The following is a 13,271-nucleotide window of genomic DNA, read 5'->3' as shown; positions in this document are numbered from 1 at the left end:
CCCCTTCCTCAATGCACGGTCGGCACGAACGGCTTTGCCGCTGCGCCCAAGTCGAATGCGATCATGCCGGCAATCGCCGTCCAGCCTTGCGGGCTGTGCAGCAACGTCAGCATGTTGTCGGGTAGCGTCGTGATGCTGTCCCACACGTCGCAGAAGTCCGCGCACAGGTGATGGGCCATCTCGGCGCTCAAGCCTTTCGCAAGGCGATAGACGGTCTCGGCGCCCGCCTTCAGTTCAGCGGGGCTGAGCAACGCCACATCGAGCGGCATCAGCGTCTCGGGGGCGGCGACGCTGTGCATCACTGCGCCCTCTCAATCTCGCTACGTACCGCTGCGCGCATGAACTCCGAAAGCGACATGCCGCGCCGGCCGGCAGTCGCCCGCGCGCGTTGCAGCAGGGCGCCATTGACCATGAAATTGGCTTTTACGTCGTGGGTGACACCGCGCATCTAACCCTCCGTGAAACGATAGTCATAACTACCATATTCACGGTAGGCGCACAAGGAAACGCCCGCCGCACGGCACGCGAATAGGCACGCTGCAGCAGCGAGAAAATCGAGGTGGTGATTGCCGGGTGATTGCCGGCACGCCAATCGGAGGTGGACCAGCATATTTCCCCCGGATTCTCGGGGAATTTCGAAGGCGGTTTTGCTGGGGTTTCTGCGTCATCCGTCAGCAGCGGCGTTCAGGCGGAGCCGCTAACCATGGATTAGATGCCCCCTATCCGAGCCTATTTTAGGCGGGCCGCACTCGATACTATTTCGGTCTATTTTAGTTTCAGCCGAACGCCAGCGCCGCCCCTGCCTGGGTCTGCGCCCTCCCCAATGATCTCCACCCCGGCCGCCCCAAGCGCAGCCTGTATCGCAGCAAGGTTGTTCGCGATCGGCACCGATCGCCCCGCCTCGTAATTCCGCACGGTGGATTCCCCCACGCCGGCCGCCGTAGCAAGCTCGACCTGCTGCATTCCGATGAGCGCGCGAGCCGCGCGGCATGTCGCTGGTGTGATCATGCGCGCGCACATAATCGAATAACGCTGAACGATCAACATAACGATGACCGTTGACATGCAATTGTCATGGATTGATAACGGTGAGCGTTACCCCATCGCGGGTGACGGCCGGGAAGAGAGGATTAGGCCCCTCGCTCCCCGGCCTGATCGAAACCTCAGCAAGCGAGGAACGACTATGGAGAGAACTACACGACGCGCCGTTCTCGGCGCAATCGCGCTCGCGCCTGTCGCAGCGATCCCGGCGGCCACCGCGACGGTGCCCTCTTCGCGTTGGACGGAACTGCTCGCCACCTATCGCAAAGCAGAGGCGACGCGGAAGGCGTTTGATCGCGATGTCTATATGCCGGCGTTTAATGCCTACCAGCGCGAGGCAGATGCGCTGCCGCATCACACCATGACGTACGATGCGATGGGCGGGCGCCGCATGCTGACAACGCAGAACCCCGGCGATGTTCAGTTTGCTCGCTCGTTCGCCGGTCCCCGATCGGACGGGCAGTCGCCTGACACTAGGTCGGTGAGACGCGGCCTCCAACTGAACGACACGTGGCACACCGACATGCTGGCATTCGTGGCCGCCGCGGACCAGCGCGAGGCCGAGAGGCAGAGCCTTCACGACCGCCACGGCATCGACAAGCTGGATGAACGAGGCAGCGACCTCACCGATGCCGAGTGCGAGGCGCTGGAAGCGGCGATCATGCATCCGGTCAACACGATCACCGAACTCAACGAAAAGATCGGGATCATCAACGAGACGGAGGGCTTTGAACTCGGCTTCACTGCCAAGGCCGTCACGGCGGACATCGCCCGCCTCGCAGCGAGTAGCGCAGCATGAAGCGCCACCCCATCCGCAACGGCGCGCTGCTGACCCTCTGCGGCGTCGCCAGCGTCACCTTCGCCAGCAACATCACCGAGGCGGCCCTCGCCTCGTTCACGCTGCTCATGCTCGGCGTCGCCGGCACGATCGGCGGCCTGACCCTTATGTCCCCGGAGGCGCACTCATGATCGCCTATCGCACCAATCTCCGCACCACTGCCGTGCCCGCCCATCGCAACCTGCTTGGCCGCATCGAGGGGGCGCTACGCCGTCACGACATCAGCGCCACCCGGTTCGGCATCGATGCCGTGGCAGACCCTAAGATGGTCGGGCACATCCGCCGGGGCCGTACGCCCCGCGACCATGTGCAGGCGCGGATCATCGCCCACATTGCCAAGCTGGACGGGGAGGCGCGGGCATGAGCGCCTCCAACGTCGTCAAGCTGCCCACCGCCTCGCCGCGCAAGGTGCAGCAGCGCTATAACCGCGAGAGCCGCGCCGAGATGGCCCGGCTGCGCACAGAGACGCAATGGCCGCATAAGGCGGAACCGCCGACGATCCGGATCGGCCGAAAACGAGCGGAACTGATCAGCCGGATGGACACCGGCCCCGATTATCTAATCCTCATGGCAATTCTTGGCGTCCTCACTCCAGGGCAACAGCTTGAGGTGCGCAAGGCGCTCACCGCATGGGCGACAGTCAGGAAGGGGGAGATGTACGAACAGGCGCTAGCCTCCGTCATTTCCCATGTGGGCAGTTTCGGCGAACGCTTCGACATCCAGCGCGCGCTTGATGAGGTGCGGTCATGATCGGCGCTGCACAGACCACGGGCGCGGCCGAGGCCGCCCCCACCTTCGACCCGGCGGCATGGCTCGCTCAGTTCGAAGCCGTGGGCGGCTGGTACGCCATGAAGTTCGATCACCTGTCGCTCGGCTGGTACGTCGGCGACCATCCCGACGAGCATCAGGCCATCGCGCGTAAGCTGTATCGGCAGGTTGAAGAACACGGCCCCGAGCGCGAGGCGCTACACAACATGCTGATCGACCGCGCCGCGGAGGCGTTGGGGCTGGGCCGTATCCTCAACGACTTTATGATGATCGGCGGGCGGCTGATCATGCGGAACGGCAAGGTGCAAGCCTGCATCGATCTGGCCGACGTGTTCGGTTCGCGCTCGGAGCAACGGCGGTTCGAGATCTGGGCCGACATGCAGCAGGCGGTGCGCGATCATCATGACACGCTCGCCCGGCGCGTCGCCGAGCAGGGCGTCCCAGCCAATTCCGGCTGGCTCGTCATGGAGGTGGCCCGTGGCTAGTCACGCCTCCACCCCGCTGGCGGTGCTGCTCGCCGCCATTCCCTCGCTTCCCCGGCCCGCGCTCGCTCGCCTTACGCAACGCCTGATCGACCGCCTGGACGACATGGACGGCGATCCGGATCTTGAGCCCGGCGATGAGGACCGGGAGCATGATGGCACCGAGCCCGAGGAAGGTGTGATCTTCCCGCGCTACGGCATCAACCAGGCGCGGGGGCCGCTCAACCAGTCGTAGCGGTATCACCACAACTGAGTTGCCATCCTGGCATCATTCAGGCCCGGTGTCACAGCCGGGCCTTTTCTTCGGAATCGAAGCTGTATGCGACCTGGCAGTTGTAGGTAGCGTCATCTTGAATTTTGGAGTTCAATCTGAGCGAACAGTTAAGATTCGAGGGGGCTCGATATGTTTGCAAGAATACCTATTCCACTGAACCTCATCGCATACCCGAGCGGCATCGATGATGACGCAATTCGGAAGGTATTCAAAGGGCTTGGCTTTGAGACTAGATATGATGCCCAAAAGATCGATCCCGCGACTGGCAAGATAAAGATTGGTCCAGCGGGCGCAGAACGATACGTAACCATAGGTTCTAATGACCATCATCGCGATCTTGGATTGCGCAACTTAGGAAATAACCCGCCCGAGAGTATCAAGAAGGAAGTTGAGCGCTTTGGGATCTTCACCGGATCATCTACTCAATTCCACTCCAGCCTATTTGTTACCCGAGTTAACGAGGGCGACATAACGATCTGGTGTTACCAGGATCAGATCGAGGTTATGCTAAAACTATGCGACCGGATAGGAAAACACCTGCACAGTGCTCCACTAAATGCAATCGTCGATATTGACGAGCTTCGGGCAAGCACGGGGTCATTTTCCCTGTTTTCTAGCAGATCTGGAGGGCTAATATCTCGTGGGGACATGTCCTCAAGTCGCCTTCAAGATATTTTATTGAGCAGAATTTCAGACGTCGTGCTATTTATACTTACATTTGTACTTTTCTCGTCCTGTATCTTGATGCACTTTGTACCCGTCGAGAAAGTTGGCGGGGCATCTGGAGCGGTCGTATATGATCCCCTAGGTCACACGCTTAGGACCTTTGTCGAAACCACTTGGCCCCCCTCTCTGGTAGCACTCGTAACGTTGTTCATCACCCTCACTGTCGCCATTTTCTCTACTTCGAGGCATAGTGTTAGATGGGCATGGAAATAGAAGCGGCGCCCACAGGATGGCCGGCGGGCGCCGTCTCTCAGGCGTAAAGCCCAGCGTCTTCCGGTATCATATCGCGCAGCAGCGTGTCGGACCCCGCGGAAACAGGCTCGTCGAGCGATACATCGCCCCACTTATTCGCAAAGCGTCTGAATACGCCGCTGATCACCTTCTTCATATCGGTGGGCGTTGCGTTCCCCTTTATGCGCCCCTCCAGCACCTGCAGGTATGCCTCGCTAATCATGTCGTCGCGCAGCGCCCTGTCGATCGTCCGCGGCACCATCGACGATATGCGGGCGTAAAGTGGATCAACGCTTGGGCTGGTCGACGCCGGCCGCTGAACCTTTTTTGTGAGATCCCGGGCGCGTCGCTGTGATGCCCGAACACGGAACTTGTCTTGACGCAGGACCCGTTCTTCCGGCGATAGATTCCTCTCCACGAAGCTGCATACAGCAGACCGAAGCACTCCATAGCGTTCAGCAATCACTCGCGCTGTCCCTCCAGCCACAAGGTCTGCCCGGAGTTGCTCAATCCTTTCAGCCGACAGCAGACATATTGCCGGTCCACCCCGCGCCCGCACGCGCTCATGCATGCGATGCGCGCACATAAATGGATGGTGCAGATCTTGCCCGCAGGGGCATTTTTTTGCCGCAAGGCCACGCTCCGCAAGCTCTCGGTCATGATCGACGCGTAGCTTCCTCACCACGTAGAGATCGCAGCCTGTCTGGCGCGCGATGGCGCGGCTAGACAGGTCCGTGGTGTGTGGATCGGCGTGGAAAAAGGACCCCGGTAGCGGGGTGATCGGCGTCGAAAAAGGACCCCTCATCCCGGTGGTCTAGGCTGTTCGCTTGGCAGGTGTCAGGCGGCGAGATCGGGATGTTGGTATTGGAGACGGTGTTGAGGATCCGGCGCGAGCACGCGGCGGGGAAAGCCATCAAGGCGATAATGCGCGACCTGCATCTGTCACGTGGGGTGGTGCGCAAGGCGATCCGGTCGCCGGAGGCGGACATGGGCTACCGACGCGAGGTTCAGCCGCTGCCGAAGATCGGACCATTCCAGGTGCGACTGGATGCGCTGTTGAAGGAAGACGAGGCACGGCCGCGGCGCGAGAAGCTGCGCATCACGCGTATCCACGACCTGCTGCTGCGCGAGGGGTTTGACGGCTCGTATGATGCGGTGCGTCGCTATGCGGCCCGCTGGCGGCAGGCGCGGCGTCGCGACGTGATGGATGCGCCGGCGTTCATCCCGCTGCTGTTCCGGCCGGGCGAGGCCTATCAGTTCGACTGGAGCCATGAGGACGTCGAGATCGCGGGCAAGCCGATGCGCGTGAAGGTCGCGCATGTGCGGCTGTGCGCGTCGCGAGTGATATACGTGCGAGCCTATCCCCGCGAGACGCAGGAGATGCTGTTCGACGCGCATGCGCGGGCGTTCGCCTTTTTCGGGGGCGTGCCAACGCGCGGCATCTACGACAACATGAAGACCGCGGTGACGAGCGTGTTCACCGGCAAGGAGCGGGTCTTCAACCGGCGGTTCCTGGTCATGGCCAACCACTACATGGTCGAACCGACGGCATGTTCGCCGGCAGCCGGTTGGGAGAAGGGTCAGGTCGAGAACCAGGTGCAGACGGCACGTGGCCGGTTCTTCCAACCACGCCTGCGCTTTGCCAGCATTGAGGAGCTGAACGGTTGGCTGGAGGCGGAGTGTCGCCGTTGGGCGGACACGCACCAGCATCCCGAGCAGAAGGAACTGACGGTCGCTCAGGCCTGGGCTGCGGAGCGCAGCGTGCTTCAGCCCGTCGTCGCGCCCTTCGACGGGTTCTACGAGAGCGAACACGCGGTGAGCGGCACGTGCCTGATAAACTTTGACCGCAACCGCTACTCGGTCATGGCCAAGGCGGTGCGGCGCGCGGTCCAGGTCCGTGCCTATGCCGACCGCATCGTCGTGCGCTGCGACGGCGAGGTCGTTGCCGACCATCCCCGGTTTTTCGGACGCGACCGGACCATCTACGACCCGTGGCACTATCTGCCGGTGCTGGTCACCAAGCCCGGCGCCTTGCGCAACGGTGCACCATTCCAAAACTGGGAGTTGCCACCTGCGCTGTCGCGGCTCCGGCGCAAGCTAGGCGCTGGCGATGATGCTGACCGGCGGTTCGTGCGGGTGCTGGCGGCGGTGCTCGACGACGAGCTGAACCTCGTCGAGGCGGCTGTACGCGAGGCGTTGCTGGCCGGCGTCACCAGCGACGATGTCATCCTCAACATACTGGCCCGCAGGCGAGAACCGCCTCGACCGTTGGCCATCGTCACGGCCGAGGACCTGGCGCTGCGTCATCCGCCTCTTGCCGACTGCACGCGCTACGACAGCCTGCGAGGCCTCCATGCAGCGGCATGAGATGATGACGGCCATGGCGGGTCTCGGCCTGAAGGGCATGGCCAGTGCCTTCGACGAGGCGGTGACCACCGGACTACAGCGCAAGCGCACGACGATGGAGATCCTGACCGACCTGCTGCGTGCCGAGGCAACCCACCGCCATGCAGCGTCGGTCCGATACCGGATGTCGGCCGTCAGGTTGCCGGCGGTGAAGGATCTCGACGGCTTCGTCTTCGACGGCACCCCCATCAACGAGGGGCTCGTACGCTCGCTGCACAGCGGCTCGTTCCTGGCGAGCCAGCGCAACGTCGTGCTGGTCGGCGGTACGGGCACCGGCAAGACACACCTGGCCAGCGCCATCACCGCCAACGTCGTGCGGGCCGGTGCCCGCGGGCACTACTTCAACACGGTCGACCTCGTGAACCGGCTCGAGGAGGAGAACCGCCTCGGCAAAGCCGGCGCGCTCGCAAAACAGCTCTCCCGCCTCGATGTCGTGGTGCTGGACGAGCTCGGCTATCTGCCCTTCGCCCGCTCAGGCGGTCAGCTGCTCTTCCATCTGGTGAGCAAGCTCTACGAGCGCACCTCGGTCATCGTCACGACGAACCTCGCCTTTGGCGAGTGGCCAACCGTCTTTGGTGACCCGAAGATGACCACCGCGCTGCTCGATCGCATTACCCACCATTGCGACATCGTCGAGACCGGCAACGACAGCTGGCGCTTCAAACACCGCAGCTGACGCAAGGGACTACCGGCAGAAGACGCTTCGCGCTGGTTGCGCCTCCGGTCGAGCTACGCCCGCCCTACGCCGCAACCAGCGCGAACGGCACGCCCGCCATACCTGTCACGCAGCTCGACGAAGGGGGTCCCTTTTGCACGCCGATAGGGGGTCCTTTTTGGACGCCGATTGACACCCCATAATATTCATCGAGCACCACGGAGGCAGGGCCGGTCACCTCCGCATCGGGTTTGTTTTGAGCGTCCTGATATTGTCGCGAGAACCCGTAGATGAACCCCGCAGCCTTAATCCCGCCGATGGCCCAGGCAACAGCAACCGGCCAAGTCCAGTAGCTGCATTCCAATGCCTCACCTGCCAAATCGCTATAGCGTTCATCGAGATCATCGGGTGAGAAGGGCGCCGTGGGCTGCTCGCGATCCTCTTCAGGGTTGGGGTCGCCGCTCTCGATTGTAGGCAATGCGTCCAGAAACGCCGACGCGACGAGATCGGCCAACGCCCGGCGGTCCACGAAGACGTATTGGGCCGTGGGCATATCGGCGGTGCCGAATATCGGATTTGCGCGGTCAAGACTGCACCGCGACCACCTCTTGCTCAGATTTTCCGCGTTCCACCAACCGGGCGGGCATTCCTCGAACGACCCCAAGCGATCAAGGCGCGTCGAGCTCTTCAATGCACCGCTCTCGATGGCCTGCTGCAGCCACTTCCGCGCCGCTTCAGCGCGGCGCCAAGCTGCAAGGCGGCTGGGATCGATATTGAGCAGGGAGGAAGCTAACCCCTGCGGCTCGGGAGGCGACAGCAGCGAAGGCGGGAGCGGCTTAAGAATATCCACTCCGGCGTCAGTCAGCCGCCAATGAGCCCCATGCATCGCTCGGCCCACCTCTTCCAGAGCGCGAGCGAGGAACGTCCATTGATCCGTGTCCCTAGGCCACTCCAACGCCCCGGCATCCGACCAGAATGCCGGCTTACTATCTTTGAATAACATCCTCGCCCTCCGCTGAGCGTCCGCTTGATGATGACGGGGCGGCAGGCCGGGCGGAAACCAGCCGTTCGGGAGCTACCCTAGCCGCCCCGCGTGCTCAGCCTCGCGCCGCGAGGTGAACGACGTTGGATTGCTCGGGCTCGCCCGCGGCAAGCTGTTCGAGGAACCGCCCCCACGCTTGCAGCGCGTCCCGCTTCTCTTCCTTCCAGTCGTGCCGCTGGTAGACCCCGGCAACGCCCGCCTTCGATCCGCCGACGTGGTTTAGGACAGCTTCCGTCACCTCGAACCGCACGCCGAGGCGCTGTAGACCGGTCGCCATCGTGCGCCGCAGATCGTGAAGACGCCATGCGTCGATCAGCTCGGCACTGTCGCCCGTCTCTTTCGCGCGCTTGGCCTCCGCATCCACCATCAGCTTGTCCAGCCGCGCCTTCGCCTTGCTGTAGCCCGAGGCCGGCGTTTTGCCGGTGGTGGAGAAAAGCAGCCCGCGCTTGGGCCACCTCCGCGCGCTATTGGCGCTATTGGCGCTTTTGGCACTATCGGCACAGCCGGCAAGCCCGTCGATCACCGCAAGCGCTACATCGTTGAGCGGTACGATATGCGCCTTACCGTTCTTCGATTTGGCCGCCGGGATCGTCCAGACACCGGACGCCGCATCAAGCTCGTTCCACTCCATGGCGGACGTTTCCTCGCGGCGCTGCCCGAGCGCGATCAGCAGCCGCACCATCGGCCCGAACGGGTAGCCCAGATCGTCGGCAGCGTTCCACGCCAACACCAGTTCCCCATCGGTCAAGGTACGGTCGCGCGAGGCAGGCGCCGGCGGGGCTTCGAAGCCGACAAGCGGATTATCCTGCTGCGGCATGTCACCGCGGCCGATCCCCCAACGGATCATTTTGCGCAGGATCGCAAACACCTTCCGGCGCGTCGCCATCTGCCCGGCTGGGATCTTATCGATTACCGCCGTGATGTCGGAGCGGGTGAGCGAGGGGAAGCTTTTGGACTTCAGCACCGGCACCACGTGCTTGCGCAGCGTTGCAGCGCCGTCCGCTTCATCCTTCCACTGCGTCGTGAGATAGTTCGTGATGAACGCCTCGACATATGCCGGCATGGCGAGGCTGACCGACTTGCGTTCGTTCTCCTGCCGCTGGGCAACCACGTCGAAGCCCTGCCCCACCAGCCGAGCAAGTCGCTCCGCTTCCGTGCGGGCCGTCGTCGGTGTCCAGGGCGAACCGTGCTGGCCGATCGTATAGCGACGCGTTGGAGAACCTCGGCCGCCGATCCGATATTGGTAGATATAGGACTTGGCGCCGGTTTCCGTCACCTTCAGGCCGAAGCCTTTCAAGTCCTCGTCCCATAGAAAGCCGGCTGATGCCATCGCATCAACTGCGCGCTTACCTATCTTGCCCGTCGCCATCGTTTCAGCCCTCAGGTAATCACCCAGCAATCACCCTAGCGTGAAGTCGGGTGAACATCAATGGAACGGAATGAAGGAACAGAGGGGGAAGACTGGCGGATGCCGGGCGATTCGCTCTCGGTACGGGATCTTTGGACCTGCTAACTCTTAATCAGCGGGTCCTTGGTTCGAGCCCAAGTGCGTCCACCATCGGTTTTTCCTTTGACGAATTGACGTCGGTCCGGGCGCATCGGCGCGGTCCTGCAGCGGGTGCACGGCCTTCGCAGCATCAGGCAGACCTGTTCGAGGATTCGGCATGGCAACACCATCGTCCGCACCTAGATGTCGGCTCTGTCAGCGAGAATGAGGGTGCGAGGCATGCGGGATGATGTCAGGCTGGGACGCGACGCACCACGGCGCGCGCGCGTGGGGCGCGGTCGGAGTTCGACCCGCCTGAGGGCGATCGGCGCCGCGATGCTGCTTGCCGGCACCGTCGTCGCACCGGCATCGACCGCGCTGGCGCAAGCAGCGCCCGCCCCGGCCAACGCCGTCGCCGGCACCTGGCGCATGATCAGCGCCACGGTCGAGGAGAATGGCGATGTCAGCCGCCCCTATGGTGCGCATCCGGCCGGCATGCTGGTGTTCACCACGGATATGCATTTCGTCGAGGTGCTGACCGATGGCGATGCGCCGCGCTTCGCGTCCGACGCTCGGGGCCGCGGCACCGGCGCCGAGAACCGGCGCGCGATGGCCAGCAGCATCGGCTTCTTCGGAACCTATTGGCTGGACGCCGAGGGTCGCTTCGCCGGCAACCGCGTGGAAGGCGCGACCTTTCCCAACTGGATCGGCGGCGTGAGGACGACCCGTGAGCTGACACTCACGGTTCGGGGCGACCGGATGTCGGAAGTCTTCACCCGGCCCGACGGCGGCCTGGTCCGGGCGGAGTTCGTCCGGGTGCAGCCGTCCCGGATGCAGCCTTGATCGCCCGCCCCGCGCCATACCACCCGACAAGAGGCCACCGGTCATGATCTTCGAAGACGCGCTTCCGCACGATGCGGCCGGGATCGCCGCGCTCGTGAACAGGGCCTATCGCGCCGCGGGCGGCGCCGACGGATGGACCAACGAGCGCGAACTGATCGAAGGGCCGCGGACCAGCGACGACGGCGTTCGGCGCCTGCTCGAACGCGGAAGGATCGTGCTGCTCCGCGAGGAGGCCGATGGCCCGATCATCGGATGCATTCATGTCGCTATCGACGATGACGGCGCCTGGCACACGTCGATGCTCGCCGTCGATCCGGATACGCAGGCCGTGGGAAGCGGGAAGGCGATCAAGCAAGAGGTCGAGCGGCAGGCGATGAGCGCCGGCGCGCCGCGCATGCGCATGGAGGTCATCCGGCAGCGCGCGGCGCTGATCGCCTGGCACCGGCGTCGCGGTTACGAGCCCACCGGCGCGATCCTGCCGTTTCCCTACGACGATCCGTTCGTCGGGCGTCCGCTTCGGCCGGATCTGGAACTGATCGTCATGGAGAAGCGGCTGCCGGTCGCCGGCCCGGACAAGACGAACGTCGCGCGAGGGACCCCGCAGTGAACGACGGATAGGCCTCCGTCGAACGCGAGCGGCCTTGAATCGACCGTTGACGCGACTATTTCACCCGTGCCGGGCGCCTTGTTCGGGTCCGGTGGGACATAGAGGGCGCCGGCTCTCCGTTACCGGCGCAGCTCATGCCCAGATCGCTTCACGAGGAGGATTTGGTGATGAGAACGAACTTCGACTTCACGCCCTATCGGCGTTCCACGGTCGGCTTCGACCGCCTTTTCGATCTGCTTGAAACCGGCATGCGCAGCGACATTGCCGATGGCTATCCGCCCTTCGACATCCTGAAGGAGGGCGAGGACAGCTATCGGATCACGCTCGCGGTCGCCGGCTTCCGCCCCGACGAGATCGAGGTGGTCGCGCAGCAGAACCTGCTCACCGTCACCGGCAAGCGTCCCGACGAAGACGGCTCGGGCGAGTATCTGCATCGCGGCATCGCCACGCGCGCGTTCGAGCGGCGGTTCCAGCTTGCCGACCATATCGAGGTGGGCGCGGCCAGCTTCGACCATGGCCTGCTCAGCATCGCGCTGAAGCGCGTCGTGCCCGAGGCGATGAAGCCCCGCCGGATCGAGATCGGCAGCAGCACGGCTGCCCATGACCGGACCGGGGCGGCGAGGGACAGGGCGCTCGAAGCGGCCTGATCCTTCGACATGCGTGGCTTGCCGGCGACGCCTTCGGGCGGGCCGGCAAGCCATGCCCTTTTCCGGACTGCCGAGAGCGAAACAGATGCGCGGAGGCCCGCTGTTCCGAAGACGGGGCGGCGGGCCTTCGCGCATGCGGCTTCAGCCGAGACGGAAATCTCCGCGCGCGGCACGCCATTCCGCCGGCCGGACCAACTGGTCGTGAACGATGCGGATGGAGTGCAGCGCGCCCTCGATCCCTCGGTTCCAATAGTCGATGAAATCGAACAGCACCGGAAAGTCCGGCGCCAGATCATAGTCCTGCCAGACGAACAGGTTCAGCAGCGACGGCGCATCGGGCCGATAATAATGGATCTCCGCCGTCGTCAGGCCATAGCCCTCGAGCCGGACCATCAGCGCGCGATCGATCATTGCAGCCGTGCGTCGTCCGGGCGTCCGTCCAGCGCCCGCATGGCCGCGAAGACGTCATCGACCGGCACGGCCTGGCGGGCGCCGGGCGGTTTGCGCATGGCGGGCTCGTCCTCCACGGCGGAGCGGTCGGATGCCCATGAGGCCAGGATGGCGCGCTTCACTTCCGGCTCGAGGCTCGGATGGCGCGCAACGTCGAAGGGGTGCAGAAAGCGGCAAAATGGCAGCGACATGGCCGTTACCTCCTTTGCAGATGTCGCATTGTCCCGGTGCGGCGCGACGCCGCCGCTCGAATTTTGGAACGGCCATGAGTCGCGTCAAGAGGAAAATGCACCTGAAAGGCCGCTCCGGCGATCTCGTTGGCACTCAGCGCATGTGAGTGCCAATTTTTCTCTTGAACCGACGCAGGCAGCGTTTTAATTTCCGGTACAGCCCCCCGTTCGATCGAACGGCGGGGGCAATCACATCATGTTATGCAACTGGAGGTTTTGCCATGCATTTCCGCCCCTTGCACGACCGTGTGGTCGTCCGCCGCATCGAAGCCGAGGAGAAGACCTCGGGCGGCATCATCATCCCGGATACCGCCAAGGAAAAGCCGCAGGAAGGCGAGGTCGTCGCCGTCGGACCCGGCGCGCGCACCGACGACGGCCAGCTCGTCGCGCTCTCGGTCGAGGTGGGAGACCGCATCCTGTTCGGCAAATGGTCAGGCACCGAGGTCAAGATCGGCGGCGAGGATCTGCTGATCATGAAGGAGAGCGACATCCTCGGCGTGATCGACACCGTCGTTCCGCTCAAGCAGGCCGCCTGATCGGCCGCC

General features: G+C 63.7%; 21 protein-coding genes. 12 read left to right on the top strand and 9 right to left on the bottom strand.

Annotation, left to right across the window (positions count from 1 at the left end; all coding sequences use genetic code 11):
- Window positions 1–8: 8 nt before the first annotated feature.
- From NX02_RS05065 to NX02_RS05060, 3 genes are all read right to left on the bottom strand, one after another.
- Window positions 9–299 (bottom strand): hypothetical protein, encoded by a 291-nt coding sequence (locus NX02_RS05065; protein ID WP_025291112.1) that lies wholly within the window; start codon window positions 297–299, stop codon window positions 9–11.
- A complete protein-coding gene (locus tag NX02_RS32230; RefSeq protein ID WP_158013920.1) occupies window positions 299–448 on the bottom strand; it encodes a hypothetical protein in 150 nt (49 codons plus the stop codon). The genes NX02_RS05065 and NX02_RS32230 overlap by 1 nt, the downstream gene beginning before the upstream one ends.
- 317 nt (window positions 449–765) lie before the next feature.
- Entirely contained in the window at window positions 766–1,065 is a 300-nt protein-coding gene (locus tag NX02_RS05060) for a helix-turn-helix domain-containing protein (RefSeq protein WP_211258290.1), read from the bottom strand.
- On the opposite strand from NX02_RS05060, the gene NX02_RS05055 reads away from it, so the two are divergent.
- Genes NX02_RS05055 through NX02_RS05035 form a run of 6 tightly spaced genes read left to right on the top strand, consistent with a single transcriptional unit; the run spans window position 1,052 to window position 3,364 of the window.
- On the top strand, window positions 1,052–1,840 hold the full coding sequence (locus NX02_RS05055; RefSeq protein ID WP_158013919.1) for a hypothetical protein: 789 nt from the start codon (window positions 1,052–1,054) through the stop codon (window positions 1,838–1,840). The genes NX02_RS05060 and NX02_RS05055 overlap by 14 nt on opposite strands.
- Window positions 1,837–2,010, top strand: a complete 174-nt coding sequence (locus NX02_RS32225; RefSeq protein WP_158013918.1) for a hypothetical protein — start codon at window positions 1,837–1,839, stop codon at window positions 2,008–2,010. Before NX02_RS05055 ends, NX02_RS32225 begins: the two co-directional genes overlap by 4 nt.
- Window positions 2,007–2,243 carry a hypothetical protein gene (locus NX02_RS05050; protein ID WP_039996412.1) on the top strand — a complete coding sequence of 79 codons (237 nt, stop codon included), beginning with the start codon at window positions 2,007–2,009 and terminating at the stop codon, window positions 2,241–2,243. The genes NX02_RS32225 and NX02_RS05050 overlap by 4 nt, the downstream gene beginning before the upstream one ends.
- Complete coding sequence (locus NX02_RS05045) at window positions 2,240–2,629, top strand: hypothetical protein (RefSeq protein ID WP_025291108.1); 390 nt, start codon at window positions 2,240–2,242, stop codon at window positions 2,627–2,629. Before NX02_RS05050 ends, NX02_RS05045 begins: the two co-directional genes overlap by 4 nt.
- On the top strand, window positions 2,626–3,132 hold the full coding sequence (locus NX02_RS05040; RefSeq protein WP_025291107.1) for a hypothetical protein: 507 nt from the start codon (window positions 2,626–2,628) through the stop codon (window positions 3,130–3,132). Before NX02_RS05045 ends, NX02_RS05040 begins: the two co-directional genes overlap by 4 nt.
- A complete protein-coding gene (locus tag NX02_RS05035; RefSeq protein WP_025291106.1) occupies window positions 3,125–3,364 on the top strand; it encodes a hypothetical protein in 240 nt (79 codons plus the stop codon). The genes NX02_RS05040 and NX02_RS05035 overlap by 8 nt, the downstream gene beginning before the upstream one ends.
- A gap of 1,015 nt (window positions 3,365–4,379) precedes the next feature.
- Here the strand turns inward: NX02_RS05035 and NX02_RS32220 are convergent.
- Window positions 4,380–4,826: a hypothetical protein gene (locus tag NX02_RS32220; protein WP_158013917.1), complete on the bottom strand. Its 447-nt coding sequence runs from the start codon at window positions 4,824–4,826 to the stop codon at window positions 4,380–4,382.
- On the bottom strand, window positions 4,823–5,020 hold the full coding sequence (locus NX02_RS32215) for a hypothetical protein (RefSeq protein ID WP_158013916.1): 198 nt from the start codon (window positions 5,018–5,020) through the stop codon (window positions 4,823–4,825). The genes NX02_RS32220 and NX02_RS32215 overlap by 4 nt, the downstream gene beginning before the upstream one ends.
- Window positions 5,021–5,215: 195 nt before the next feature.
- Here NX02_RS32215 and istA point away from each other — a divergent pair, with 195 nt between their 5' ends.
- On the top strand, window positions 5,216–6,727 hold the full coding sequence (istA, locus tag NX02_RS05025; RefSeq protein ID WP_025291104.1) for an IS21 family transposase: 1,512 nt from the start codon (window positions 5,216–5,218) through the stop codon (window positions 6,725–6,727).
- On the top strand, window positions 6,714–7,442 hold the full coding sequence (gene istB / locus NX02_RS05020) for an IS21-like element helper ATPase IstB (protein ID WP_025291103.1): 729 nt from the start codon (window positions 6,714–6,716) through the stop codon (window positions 7,440–7,442). The genes istA and istB overlap by 14 nt, the downstream gene beginning before the upstream one ends.
- Before the next feature lie 64 nt (window positions 7,443–7,506).
- On the opposite strand, the gene NX02_RS05015 is transcribed toward istB, so the two are convergent.
- Both NX02_RS05015 and NX02_RS05010 read right to left on the bottom strand, forming a co-directional pair.
- A complete protein-coding gene (locus NX02_RS05015) occupies window positions 7,507–8,271 on the bottom strand; it encodes a hypothetical protein (protein WP_158013915.1) in 765 nt (254 codons plus the stop codon).
- Between the two features lie 247 nt (window positions 8,272–8,518).
- Window positions 8,519–9,832 carry a tyrosine-type recombinase/integrase gene (locus NX02_RS05010; protein ID WP_025291101.1) on the bottom strand — a complete coding sequence of 438 codons (1,314 nt, stop codon included), beginning with the start codon at window positions 9,830–9,832 and terminating at the stop codon, window positions 8,519–8,521.
- A 357-nt stretch (window positions 9,833–10,189) separates the two neighbouring features.
- Between NX02_RS05010 and NX02_RS05005 the strand changes: the two genes are divergently transcribed.
- From NX02_RS05005 to NX02_RS04995, 3 genes are all read left to right on the top strand, one after another.
- Window positions 10,190–10,792, top strand: coding sequence for a lipocalin-like domain-containing protein (locus NX02_RS05005; protein WP_211258289.1), 603 nt, complete (start codon window positions 10,190–10,192; stop codon window positions 10,790–10,792).
- Between the two features lie 43 nt (window positions 10,793–10,835).
- Complete coding sequence (locus NX02_RS05000; RefSeq protein ID WP_025291099.1) at window positions 10,836–11,399, top strand: GNAT family N-acetyltransferase; 564 nt, start codon at window positions 10,836–10,838, stop codon at window positions 11,397–11,399.
- A gap of 167 nt (window positions 11,400–11,566) precedes the next feature.
- Window positions 11,567–12,046 carry an Hsp20 family protein gene (locus tag NX02_RS04995; RefSeq protein WP_025291098.1) on the top strand — a complete coding sequence of 160 codons (480 nt, stop codon included), beginning with the start codon at window positions 11,567–11,569 and terminating at the stop codon, window positions 12,044–12,046.
- 141 nt (window positions 12,047–12,187) lie between these two features.
- On the opposite strand, the gene NX02_RS04990 is transcribed toward NX02_RS04995, so the two are convergent.
- Both NX02_RS04990 and NX02_RS04985 read right to left on the bottom strand, forming a co-directional pair.
- Complete coding sequence (locus tag NX02_RS04990) at window positions 12,188–12,457, bottom strand: usg protein (RefSeq protein ID WP_025291097.1); 270 nt, start codon at window positions 12,455–12,457, stop codon at window positions 12,188–12,190.
- Window positions 12,454–12,687, bottom strand: a complete 234-nt coding sequence (locus NX02_RS04985) for a hypothetical protein (RefSeq protein WP_025291096.1) — start codon at window positions 12,685–12,687, stop codon at window positions 12,454–12,456. The genes NX02_RS04990 and NX02_RS04985 overlap by 4 nt, the downstream gene beginning before the upstream one ends.
- Before the next feature lie 260 nt (window positions 12,688–12,947).
- Between NX02_RS04985 and groES the strand changes: the two genes are divergently transcribed.
- Window positions 12,948–13,262, top strand: coding sequence for a co-chaperone GroES (gene groES, locus NX02_RS04980; RefSeq protein WP_025291095.1), 315 nt, complete (start codon window positions 12,948–12,950; stop codon window positions 13,260–13,262).
- The last annotated feature ends 9 nt before the right edge of the window (window positions 13,263–13,271 follow it).

The organism is Sphingomonas sanxanigenens DSM 19645 = NX02, from assembly GCF_000512205.2.
Classification (GTDB): domain Bacteria; phylum Pseudomonadota; class Alphaproteobacteria; order Sphingomonadales; family Sphingomonadaceae; genus Sphingomonas_D; species Sphingomonas_D sanxanigenens.
This window is presented reverse-complemented; position numbering and strand designations above follow the sequence as displayed.